Source organism: Bifidobacterium sp. MSK.13.1 (assembly GCF_019131435.1).
In the GTDB taxonomy this organism is placed as follows: Bacteria; Actinomycetota; Actinomycetes; order Actinomycetales; family Bifidobacteriaceae; genus Bifidobacterium; species Bifidobacterium pseudocatenulatum.
The window spans coordinates 217,938-230,006 of record NZ_JAHOMM010000001.1 but is presented as its reverse complement, the minus strand read 5'-3'; the positions used below and the strand labels follow the sequence as shown (position 1 = coordinate 230,006).

At 56.8% G+C, this 12,069-nt stretch carries 8 protein-coding genes and 1 tRNA gene; 8 read left to right on the top strand and 1 reads right to left on the bottom strand.

Annotated elements, in window-relative coordinates; all coding sequences use genetic code 11:
* Positions 1–32 precede the first annotated feature (32 nt).
* The 8 genes from KSY55_RS01030 to KSY55_RS00995 all read left to right on the top strand — a co-directional run bounded on the left by KSY55_RS01030 (position 33) and on the right by KSY55_RS00995 (position 11,501).
* A complete protein-coding gene (locus KSY55_RS01030; RefSeq protein WP_217749433.1) occupies positions 33–1,232 on the top strand; it encodes a UDP-N-acetylmuramate dehydrogenase in 1,200 nt (399 codons plus the stop codon).
* Positions 1,233–1,262: 30 nt separating this feature from the next.
* Positions 1,263–2,759 carry an APC family permease gene (locus KSY55_RS01025; RefSeq protein WP_034879952.1) on the top strand — a complete coding sequence of 499 codons (1,497 nt, stop codon included), beginning with the start codon at positions 1,263–1,265 and terminating at the stop codon, positions 2,757–2,759.
* Positions 2,760–2,789: 30 nt separating this feature from the next.
* On the top strand, positions 2,790–3,110 hold the full coding sequence (gene fdxA, locus KSY55_RS01020; protein ID WP_003836048.1) for a ferredoxin: 321 nt from the start codon (positions 2,790–2,792) through the stop codon (positions 3,108–3,110).
* Positions 3,111–3,190: 80 nt separating this feature from the next.
* Positions 3,191–4,339: a succinyldiaminopimelate transaminase gene (gene dapC, locus KSY55_RS01015; RefSeq protein WP_065446765.1), complete on the top strand. Its 1,149-nt coding sequence runs from the start codon at positions 3,191–3,193 to the stop codon at positions 4,337–4,339.
* Positions 4,340–5,283: 944 nt separating this feature from the next.
* The gene (locus KSY55_RS01010) at positions 5,284–7,326 is read left to right on the top strand and encodes a right-handed parallel beta-helix repeat-containing protein (protein WP_217749432.1); all 2,043 of its coding nucleotides are present in this window, start codon (positions 5,284–5,286) and stop codon (positions 7,324–7,326) included.
* 1 nt (position 7,327) lies between these two features.
* The gene (locus KSY55_RS01005) at positions 7,328–8,467 is read left to right on the top strand and encodes a glycosyl hydrolase family 8 (RefSeq protein WP_217749431.1); all 1,140 of its coding nucleotides are present in this window, start codon (positions 7,328–7,330) and stop codon (positions 8,465–8,467) included.
* A complete protein-coding gene (locus tag KSY55_RS01000; protein WP_217749430.1) occupies positions 8,464–10,053 on the top strand; it encodes a glycoside hydrolase 43 family protein in 1,590 nt (529 codons plus the stop codon). Before KSY55_RS01005 ends, KSY55_RS01000 begins: the two co-directional genes overlap by 4 nt.
* The gene (locus KSY55_RS00995; protein ID WP_195219997.1) at positions 10,050–11,501 is read left to right on the top strand and encodes a carboxylesterase/lipase family protein; all 1,452 of its coding nucleotides are present in this window, start codon (positions 10,050–10,052) and stop codon (positions 11,499–11,501) included. The genes KSY55_RS01000 and KSY55_RS00995 overlap by 4 nt, the downstream gene beginning before the upstream one ends.
* A 443-nt stretch (positions 11,502–11,944) precedes the next feature.
* Here the strand turns inward: KSY55_RS00995 and KSY55_RS00990 are convergent.
* Positions 11,945–12,032: transfer RNA gene (locus tag KSY55_RS00990), tRNA-Ser, on the bottom strand.
* Between the last annotated feature and the right edge of the window lie 37 nt (positions 12,033–12,069).

Below are 12,069 nucleotides of genomic sequence, written 5' to 3'. Positions count from 1 at the left end.
AACTGCCTTCCCCGCACGCTAAGCTAAGCATCATGACCAATTTCGCAGATCTCACGACCATCGCCGTAGGTGGACCAATCGCATCCTTTATCGAACCGACCTCGCGTGTCGGCGTTATCGAAGCCGTCGAGGATGCCGACGCCAAAGGATTGCCGCTGTGCGTGATCGGCGGCGGATCCAATATGCTCGTGGCCGACACGCCGTTCGATGGTGTCGTGGTGCGTGACGCGCGACACGCCGTAAGCGTGCTTGATGAGGCGGCTCCCGTCGAAAACGGCGAAAAAATCGTGCATGTCAACGCCGAAGCGGGTTGCAATTGGGATGATTTCGTCGACTACTGCGTCAACCTCGGCTTGGAGGGCGTGGAAGGACTTTCCGGCATTCCAGGCACTGTCGGCGCGTCGGTCGTGCAGAATATCGGCGCATACGGCCAGGAAGTCGCATCCAGCGTCGAAAGCGTGGAGGTCTGGGATCGCAAAAACAAGCAGACCAAGGAGCTCACCAATCAGGACCTGCATTTCGGCTATCGCATGAGCGCGCTCAAAGCGAGCATGTACAGCGCTCCGGCAACGCCTGCGGCCGACTTCTTCCCGACACCGCGCTACGTGGTGTTGTCCGTTACTTTCGCGCTGCATCACAGCGAAACCGGCGTAGTTGGCTACGGCCAGCTCGCCAAAGCATTGGGCGTGGAAGTGGGCGACCGTATGGCGACCGCGGATATTCGCAACGCCGTGTTGAAAGTACGCGCCTCCAAAGGCATGCTTGAAGATTCCCATCGATATCTGACCGAAGCCATGCGAGGCACCAAAAAGAGCGAACTGGTCGCCATCGCGCATGACGCACAGCGCACGCAGACAGGCAACGATGAACCCGACTACAATCGCCACAGCTGCGGCAGCTTCTTCATGAATCCGATTCTCACCAAAGAACAAGCGGCAAAGCTTCCCGAAGACGCGCCACGATTCGACGCGACCTTGCCGGATGGCACGCCGGGCGTCAAAACATCCGCGGCATGGCTTATCGATCATGCGGGATTCCATAAGGGCTACAAAGCCAGCGGAAATGCCGCAGCGGGGCTTTCGACCATGCATACGCTGGCATTGACCAACCGCGGCGGAGCCACAGCTGCAGATATCGCGGAACTTGCCAAAACCGTGCAGGATGGCGTTGAACGGGCATATGGCATTCGTCTCGTTCCCGAACCGGTCGTCATCGGCATGAGCCTTAAGTAAACGTAAGAACGAAGGGAGAAGGGAAACGCAATGAACGTATTACGTAAGAAATCCGTCGAACAGACGCTGGCGGAAACAGAGGAGTCGGGGCGCTCCCTGAAACGAGACCTGACCTGGTGGGATTTGGCCATTATGGGCGTGGCCGTGGCCGTCGGCGCGGGTATCTTTTCCATCGGCGCGCAGGCGGCAGCCTTCCATGCGGGTCCGGCCGTGATCATCAGTTTCCTCATCGCCGGCGTGGTATGCGGTGCGGCCGTAATGTGCTACGCCGAATTCGCGTCCATGATTCCGGTTGCGGGATCCGCCTACACCTTCACCTACACCACCGTCGGTGAGATCGTCGCGTGGGTGATCGGCTGGGATTTGATCCTTGAAATGCTGATGGCAGGCTCCGTCGTCTCCAAATATTGGGGCGTCTATCTCAACGATTTCTTCCGACTTGTCGGATGGAATATCAATACCAACGTCACCATCGGATCATTCAATTTCGATTTCGCGCCAATCATCGTCGTAGCTTTCTTCACGGCACTCTTGGTGTGCGGCACGAAAATCGGCGCACGGGTCGACGGCGCGCTTACCATGCTGAAAATCGCCATCGTGCTATTCGTGGTAATCGTCGGATTCTTCTACGTCAAAGCCGAGAACTTCACCCCATTCATTCCACCGAGCGAACCGTCGACCGCCACCGGATCCGGGTTGGCCGCAACCATGGAACAGCCATTGTGGCAGTGGGCCACCGGCATGACCCCCAGCATTTACGGCATTGCCGGCATCATCTCCGGAGCCGCGCTCGTGTTCTTCGCGTTCCTCGGCTTCGATGTGGTCGCCACCACTTCCGAAGAAACCGTCAATCCGAAGAAGAACGTTCCGCTGGGTATAGGCGTGGGCATGGGACTGATCATCGTGCTTTACACCCTCGTCGCCATCGTCACCACCGGCATGGTCTCCTACAAAGACCTCGCCAAGCAGAAAGATCCGTCGCTTGCCACGGCATTCGAAATGGTCGGCGCTGACTGGGCCGCCAAAATCATCAGTTTTGGCATTGTGATCGGTCTGGCCACCGTGGTCATGGTGCTGCTGCTCGGCCTGACCCGCGTGGTGTTCGCCATGAGCCGAGACGGCTTGCTGCCGCGCTCGCTCAGTCACACGGGCAAGCACGGCACTCCAGTGCGTCTGCAGATTGCCGTCGGCGTGGTCATGGCACTCATCGCAGCCAGCTGCAACGTCAGTATCCTTGCCGACATGGTGAACATCGGCACGCTGTCGGCATTCACCCTTGTTTCCATCTCTATTCCGATCATGCGCAAGAAGCGCCCCGACCTGAAGCGAGTCTTCAAAATCCCCGGCAATCCATGGGTGCCTATCCTCATCGCGCTCGCCAACATCTGGCTCATGCTCAACCTGAGCGTGCTCACCTGGATTCGATTCGTGGTCTGGCTTGCGGTCGGCTTCTGCATCTACTTCGGCTACGGCTACCGCCACGCCCGACTTGGTACGGGAGAGCTGGAAGTTGGCAATCAAGAGTAGTCTTGAACGGTAAGTGTTAAGGAGGTAACCATGCCATACGTTGTCGCTCAGCCGTGCGTCGATGTCAAAGACAAGGCCTGCGTGGACGAATGCCCGGTCGATTGCATCTACGAGGGCTCCCGTTCCCTGTACATCAATCCGAACGAATGCGTGGATTGCGGCGCATGCGAACCGGTGTGCCCGACTGAAGCCATCTTCTATGAAGATGATCTGCCAGACGAGTGGGCCTGGTACAAGGATGCCGCAGTCAGCTTCTTCGCTGAAGTCGGCGATATGGGCGGCGCTTCCGCAGCCGGCCCGATCGGTAAGGATCCGGAGCAGGTAGCTGCTCTGCCGCCGCAAAATCAGTGATCGGCATTTGAAAGCGGCCTTTTCCCGTTGGAAGAGGCCGCATATTTTTTGTTTATAGAGGATTATAAGGAGTTTTCACGATGGGCTTTCATGAGTTTTCTTCGCCATACGATTGGTCGCGTATCGCAGCATACAAGCGCACGGCAAAAGCCGCGTTCGGAGGCATGATCGACCTGTCCGTGGGATCTCCCGTCGATCCCGTGCCCGACTCGGTGCGCAAGGCGCTCGCAGTGGCGGCGAATGATCCGAATGCGTATGGATATCCGGCTACTGCAGGTACTGCCGATTTACGTGCTGCGATTGCTGAATGGTTTTCGGCGGCTCGCAATGTTGATTTGCAGGCGATCCATGCTGATGTGGTGCCTACAGTCGGCTCCAAAGAGGGTGTTGCGTTGATGGCGTCGCTACTGCATTTCGGTGAGGATGATGTTGTGGTGCAGCCGAAGGTTTCGTACCCGACGTATGAGATCGGCACGCAGTTGGCTGGAGCGCAGGTGCTTAAGGTCGACGATGTGGCTGATGTTGCGTCGTGGCGCAATGTGCCCGGCGTCAAAGCGGTGTGGGTGAATTCCCCTTGCAATCCGACGGGCGAGGTGTATTCGGCCGAGCGGATGGCTGGCATTGTCGCAGCTGCGCGTGAGATCGGCGCGGTGGTGCTTTCCGACGAATGCTATGCGCTGATGCAGTGGAGGGGTGCTACGAATAGTGCTGATGATGATCCGCTGCAATCGACGCCGTGCGCTTTGCGAAGTGATGTGTGTGCGGGTTCCGCTGAAGGCGTGCTGGTGCTGTATTCGTTGAGCAAGCAGAGCAATATGGCTGGGTATCGTACCGCGTTCATTGCCGGAGATGAGTCTTTGATTGCATCGATGAGTGCATATCGCAAGCAGATTGGTCAGATTATTCCCGGTCCGGTGCAGGCTGCGATGGCTGCCGGACTGCGTGATCTGGAATCCGTCAAGGTTCAGCATGCGCGCTATCGGGAACGTCTCGGCGTGTTGGTGAGCGCGTTGCGTGCTTACGGATACTGCACCGACATGCCGGATGGTGCATTGTATGTGTGGGTGAGAGCCAAGTCGGGCGATTGCTGGACCGATATGGAGCAGCTTGCCAAGATCGGCATCATCGCCAGCCCCGGCGAGTTCTATGGTGCGCCGGAATGTCTGCGTTTCTCCGCCACTGCCAGCGACGAGGCGATCGCTTCCGCTGCTGAACGTTTGGCGCGCTAAGCCGATATGCAAAAGGGCTTCCGGCAATCGCTGGAAGCCCTTTATCGGCGGAGTCAGAGGGAGTCCAACGCCCATGCGTCTTATGGCTATGCGCAGCTGTTGATGTCGCTGATCCAGGAGTGGTGTGCGCTGTTCAAGCGTCCGGAACTACCATTCATATTCGCCCAATTGCCGAACTATACTTTGGAACCCGATTGCGATTGGCCAAGGCTGCGTGATGAACAACGGCGCGCTTTGACGTTGTGAAACACGGCGATGGTGGTGACGATCGGATATGGAGAGGACAATGACCTGCATCCTTTGGATAAGCGCCATGTCGCGCAGCGCTTGACAACGGCTGCCGAGTCGTTGGTTTATGGATGTGATTGCGAGCCGATGGGGCCGCTTCCTGTCATGGCGATTCACAAGGATGACGGCATTGAGATCTCCTTCATCCATACGGGAGGGGGATTGGTCTGCACGGGCGACGTGCCTTTTGACATCTTGGAGCCGGGAGGCTCGATATATCGGGTGAAGGCTTGTCGGTACGATTGCCATGGCGGTCACGGAACCGGGCGTGCGAGTGGCGCAGTGAGAGAGCTCTCCCCAGTACAGTGTCAGTTTGTCGGCCAATGAAGCATCGATGATAACGCTATTGCCGGGGACAGCGTAAATAGTTTTCGCAGTTAATCATGTTTGGGCGGAAGCCTGTAATTTCCTGCTTTTGGAATACTTAAATCTATTCGAAAGTTTCGTAAATATTTGCATATAGAACTTTCGTAACAAAAATTTTAAGTATTTAGTTAAGTGACTTGACTTTCTTGAAAATCAAGTCATATAATCAAGCAATGCTTTGACTGAAATGCTAAAGCATTTACGAAACATGAAGATGTGTGTTCGTGCATGTCGCCAAAGGAGAAAGACTTTGTATTCCCACATCCGATATTGGATAAGGAGATTCAGCAATGAAGTTTGAATACCATGTCAAACCAACCGGCAGCGATGCTGCGTGCGGTGACGCGGAGCATCCGTTCGCCACGATTTCCAAGGCCGCGCAGATGGCCTCTCCGGGTGATACGGTAATCGTGCATGAAGGCGTATACCGCGAACGAGTCGATCCGAAACGCGGCGGTCTGAGTGAACATGAGCGCATCACCTACTGCGGAGCCGAAGGCGAAGCACGGCCGGTTATCAAAGGCTCGGAATGCGTGCAGGGCTGGACGGAATTGGCCGATCACCCGCATGTGTGGACGGTGGTGCTTGATAATACGATGTTCGGGGATTTCAATCCATTCGTGACCCCGATTTTCGGTGACTGGCTGGAAATGCCCAAGTTCGGCAAGGATCCGGACAAACATCTTGGCGATGTGTATCTCAACGGTGTTTCCTTCTTCGAATCGACGACGTTGGAAGGCGTATACGATCCGCAGCCGCGTGATACGGATGAGGATTTCGCGTTGAAGATTCCCTGCCCTGTGCCGGATATGGACCGTACACGTTATGTATGGCATGCCGAAGTGGACGAGAATGCCGGCACCACAACGATCTGGGCGAATTTCCAAGGTGCCGATCCGAATGAGGAACTGGTGGAGGTCAGTGTTCGTCGCACATGCTTCTTCCCTTCCCGCAACCATGTCAACTACATCACCGTGCGTGGCTTTGAAATGGCGCAGGCCACTGGAGATTGGGCGCCGCCTACCTCGCAGCAGTGGGGCATGATCGGCCCGAACTGGTCGTATGGCTGGATCATCGAAGACAACGTGCTGCATGACGCCAAATTCTCCGCGGTGTCATTGGGCAAGGAAATCTCATCCGGTGACAACGAGTGGGCGAAAACCGAGCGTAAGACCGGTTACCAGTACCAGTTGGAGGCCGTGTTCAAGGCCCGTCGCATCGGCTGGGAAAAGGGGCTGATCGGCGGTCATATCGTACGCAACAACGACATCTACGAGTGTGGACAGAATGCCATCGTCGGACATATGGGCAGCGCATTCTGCCGTATCGAGCATAACCATGTCCATCACATTGCGTTGAAGCGTGAATTCTTCGGATGGGAGGTCGCTGGCATCAAATTCCATGCCGCATTGGATACGGTCATTGCCAACAACAACATCCACGACTGCTCGCTGGGCATGTGGATGGATTGGCAGACGCAGGGCACGCGCATCACGCGCAATGTGTTCCACGATAACGTCCGTGACCTCATGATTGAAGTGAGTCATGGGCCGTATCTGGTGGACAATAACGTTTTCGCCTCGCCGGTGATGTTCCAGAACTGGTCGCAAGGTGGTGCCTTCGTCAACAATCTGATTTGCGGCGGCATTGAACCGCATACCGTCCCCGACCGTTCCACGCCGTATCACTATCCGCACACCGCCGAGGTGGCCGGGTGCGCTGTGGTATCCGGCGGCGATGAGCGTTGGCTGAACAACATGTTCGCGCCGCAACCGGTGAAACCGACCGTCGGTGAATATGGTTTGTCCGCCTACAGCGATTGCCCGATGTCGATGCATGAATACTTGGAACGCCAGCGGGCCATGTGGGCAGATCCTTCGCAGGGTGGTGGCGAGCGCAATCCTCTGCAATCTCTATACGCGGGCGGCAACATCTATCTGTCCGGCGCACAGGGGCTGAACAAGCAGGAAGGTGCGGCCGACGATTCGGAGCGTATGCAGGAGGACGCCCCGTTCTTCGGCGGCACCGCCTCCACGAGCGTTGCGTGTGATGAGCCCATGCCGGTGACATTGGTCGAAGAACCCGATGGACTGTACCTGCGGTGCACTGTGCCACAGGCCGTCGCCGATACCAGGATGCAGGTCGTCACCAGCGATATGCTCGGCGTGCCTCGCATCGTGGAGGAACGCTATGAACAGCCCGATGGCAGTGACTATGTGCTGGACACCGACTTGCTGGAACAAGCCTTGACGGCAACGGAACGCAAGGCCGGGGCGTTGAATGGTCTTGTCTCCGGAGAGAATCGCATCCGAATCTGGGAATGGAACAACTGATATGACAAATGCAACCGATACCAACAAGACATTGGGCGAGTCCATGTTCGCACAGTGCGGATATGCCCAGGACGCCATCGATAAGCGCGTGTCACAGGTCTGGCATGAAATTTTCGAAGGTCCGAACAAATTCTATTGGGAGAACGACGAAGGTCTTGCCTATGTGATGGACACCGGCAACAACGATGTACGTACCGAGGGTATGAGCTATGCGATGATGATCGCCCTGCAATACGACCGTAAGGACGTATTCGACAAGCTGTGGGGCTGGGTAATGCGTCACATGTACATGGAGGACGGTCATCATGCGCATTATTTCGCATGGTCGGTCGCGCCGGACGGTACGCCGAACTCGAATGGTCCTGCACCTGACGGCGAGGAATATTTCGCGATGGACCTGTTCCTCGCCTCCCGTCGCTGGGGTGATGGCGAGGATATCTACGAATATTCCGCATGGGGACGCGAGATCTTGAGATATTGCGTTCATAAGGGCGAACGCTACGACGGCGAGCCCATGTGGAATCCCGACAACAAGCTCATCAAGTTCATTCCGGAAACCGAGTGGAGCGATCCGTCCTACCATCTGCCGCACTTCTATGAAGTATTCGCCGAAGAGGCCGACGAAGAAGACCGTCCATTTTGGCATGAGGCAGCCGCCGCAAGCCGTCGCTATCTGCAGGCGGCCTGCGACGAGCGGACCGGCATGAACGCTGAATACGCGGATTATGACGGAAAGCCGCATGTCGACGAGTCCAATCATTGGCATTTCTATTCCGACGCCTACCGTACCGCGGCGAATATCGGGCTGGATGCAGCCTGGAACGGTCCGCAGGAAGTGCTGTGCGACCTCGTCGCCGCGCTGCAGCGATTCTTCCTGACCCACGACCGTACTAGCGTCTACGCCATCGACGGCACCGCCGTGGACGAGGTCGTGCTTCATCCGGTCGGATTCCTGGCCGCGACCGCGCAAGGCGCACTTGCGGCGGTGCATTCGGCCCAGCCCGACGCGGAGCATAATGCCCGTGAATGGGTGCGCATGCTGTGGAATACGCCGATGCGAACCGGCACGCGTCGTTACTATGACAATTTCCTCTATGCTTTCGCCATGCTGGCGTTGAGCGGAAAGTATCGGTATGAATGATGATTACCTCAACTAATCCTATGGTCTACACGGATTTTCCTGATCCAGACATCATCCGGGTCGGGGGCGTGTATTACATGGCCACTACGACTATGCATTTCACACCCGGGTGCGATATTCTGCGCAGCTATGACCTAGTGCATTGGGAATTCATTGCGCACGCATTGAATATCGTGGCGGATACCCCTGAAGAACGTTTGGAATGTGAAGGTGCCAACGCCTACGGTCGAGGCATGTGGGCGCCGTCACTGCGTTACCATCGGGGCACCTGGTATGTGTTGTTCGCCGCCAACGATACGCATGCCAGCTATCTGCTGACGGCGGACGATCCATGCGGCCCATGGCGAAAGCGTGAGCTTGACGGCTTCTATTACGACAGCGGACTGTTCTTTGACGACGATGATCGAGCCTATGTCGTACATGGGCAGTCGACATTGCGCATCACGGAGTTGAATCCTGAATTAAGCGGGCCGATGCCGGGTGGGCTCGACCGGGTCATCGTGCAGGACGATCCGCAGGCTGACCTTGGTTATGAGGGCAGTCACCTGTACAAGCATGATGGACGCTATTACGTCTTCACCTGTCACTTCCCGCAAGGCAAGGGCAAAACAGAAGCCTGCTTGATGGCCGAATCCTTGGATGGCGCTTTCGAAGTGCGTGAAATTATCGAAGACGACCTGTCCTTCCACGGTTACGGAGTCGCGCAAGGCGGTATGGTGGACACTCCGGACGGCGACTGGTATGCATTCATGATGCAGGACCGCGGCGGTGTGGGACGCGTGCCGATACTGATGCCGATGCGGTTCGGCGAGGACGGATTCCCCGTTGTCGGCGAGAACGGCAAAGTGCCGCAGTCGGTCAGCGTGCCGGCTGCAAGCTGTGCCGAACCTGTCACGCCCATCAACGGCAGCGAATTCATAGCCCGGCATAACGCCGAAGGCGGAGTCGATGCCAACTGTCTGCGGCCATACTGGCAGTTCAATCACATCCCACATAACGAATACTGGTCACTGACGGAACGTCCGGGAGCATTCCGCCTGCATTCCGGACGCATCAGCTCGAATCTCAATCATGCATGGAATACGCTGACGCAGCGCACGATGGGGCCGGTGACGGTGGCCGAAGTCACCGTCGACGCGTCGACATTGCATGATGGCGACTTCGCCGGATTGGCGGCGTTCCAAGGATGCTATTCCTACATCGCGCTTACGCGAAGGAACGGCCGCACGATGCTGACCGTCCAATACAAGCCGGCGAATGACGATTCCATCTTCTCCGACGATGATTGGGACAGTCCAGCCGTAACGGATGCGGAAATCATGGCGGATGCGGATTGCATGCGCCTGCGCGCGGTATATGATTTCACCGATTGCAAGGATGAAGTGACGTTCTTCTACCGCGATGCGGATACGCCGGAATCCGAATGGTGTCCATTGGGGACAGCGCACCGGATGATCTTCAAAATGGATCATTTCACAGGTTGCCGTATCGGATTGTTCCTGTATTCGACAAAAGAGACCGGTGGAATCGCCGATTTTTGCGACTTTGCGTATTCGACGCCGGATACGAAGGAAAGAGAGCAATGAAGCGACAGGTCATAGTGGCGCAAGGAACTGTCGAAGGCTTGGCGGCTGAAGATCAGGGCATCACCGTGTTCCGAGGGGTTCCGTTCGCCCAGCCTCCCGTCGGCGGTCTGCGCTGGCGTGCGCCGCAGCCGGCCCTGCCATGGGATGGTGTGCTGCAAGCCTTCGATTTCGGGCCTACCGCGATGCAGCCGACGCCGGGCGCCTCCAATGATTTCTATGATCGTGAATGGGGCACCGATCCGGCCGTGCCGATGAGCGAGGATTGCCTCTACCTGAATATTTGGACTCCGGCATTACGCGGATATGGTGCGGATAGCATGGTAGCCTCCGAAAAGCTGCCGGTCATGGTCTGGATCTACGGCGGAGCCTATCAATGCGGCGGCACATGTGAAAAGGAATTCGACGGCACACGTCTCGCCGCGAACGGCGTCGTTGTGGTCAGTGTGGCCTATCGTCTGAATGCATTTGGGTTTATGACGCACCCTTTGCTGCATGAGGAGGCCGTAGAACGCGGCGACGGCGAACCATATGCGAATTTCGGATTCCTGGATCAGCGTGCCGGAATCCAATGGGTGAAGGAAAACATCGCGAAGTTCGGCGGAGATCCGGAAAACATCACGGTTTTCGGCCAATCGGCCGGTGCCGCCAGCGTCTTGGCCCAGATCTGCTCGCCGATGAATCATGGCCTGTTTCAGAAAGCCATCATGCAATCCGGCGCAGGCCTAGGGCATTTCAATGCGCGGCAGGACACGCTGGAGCATGCGCAGGCCAATGGAATCCGTCTGTTCGAAGCATTGGGTGTCTCCACGCTGGAGCAGGCCCGTGCAATCCCGGCCCGAACGGTATTGGAAGCCGCCGAGTCCCTGCCTGTTCCACCGGACAGCGGACGTGAAGATGACTGGTCGATGATCGTCAATTGGGTGCCATGCGTGGACGGCCTGTTCCTTCCCGATCAGGAGGAGCGTATCGTCGAGGGCTGCAAGGCCAACAACGTCGACATGCTGGTCGGCAACACGACCAATGAGTTCATCGCTGCGACTGAAGATGGGAAGCCTGTGCATGTCGGCCAGCTCGGCAATCTCACGCTGATCCGCAAATGGACCGCAAGCGGTGGGACCGCGCCATACTACTATCATTTCGATGTCGCTATGCCGGGGGATGATGCCGGAGCCTTCCACTCGTCCGATCTGTGGTTCTCCTTTGGAAGCCTTGCGAAATGCTGGCGTCCGTTCGTTGGATGGCATTACGATCTGGCAAGGCGAATGGGGTTGTACTGGACCAATTTTGCCGCCAATGGCGATCCCAACGGAACGGACCGTGACGGAACGCCGCTTCCTGTATGGGATCCTTGCATCGGTGAGGAATGCCCCGCCATGCATTTATGCCAAGAACCGGGCATGCGGACGGATTGGCTTACCGAAATGGATCGAAAAGCATTCGGCCTGTGACGGCATGCCGTTGATGTATAAATACTGATATGTAAACAGGGAAGGTCTTTGTGGATCGTCCCTGCCGCATAATGGTTTGCCGTTGCGCGTGCAGGAGGATTTCGAGACTGATTATCCGACTTTTCACCGTTTCCGTAGGCTGGTTCGTCGGTGGCGTCTCAATCGTTGGACGTGGCGGTGAGCGTGAACGGGGGTGATTATGAGGAAGACTGAACTCCCCCCCCCCGCTCATGACTAGCGCGGACACTATGGCGTATGTGCAGTGCAGTCGTCAGCATGTCTTGTTGGGTACTCAACTCGGGTACCTTGCTGGGTACCGGAAATGTTGACATTGGCGTACATTTCCGTACATTCTCTGTTTGTGCCGTATGTCTTGAAATCGTTGGTATTCCGCCGTTTTGGCATGAAAAAGGGCTTCCGGATTTCTCCGAAAACCCTCAAGGCGGAGTCAGAGGGATTCGAACCCTCGAGCCGCTAAAAACGACTAACACCTTAGCAGGGTGCCCCTATCGGCCACTCAGGCATGACTCCACTGTTTTACCGTTTTCACGGCGCAACAGCATGCAAC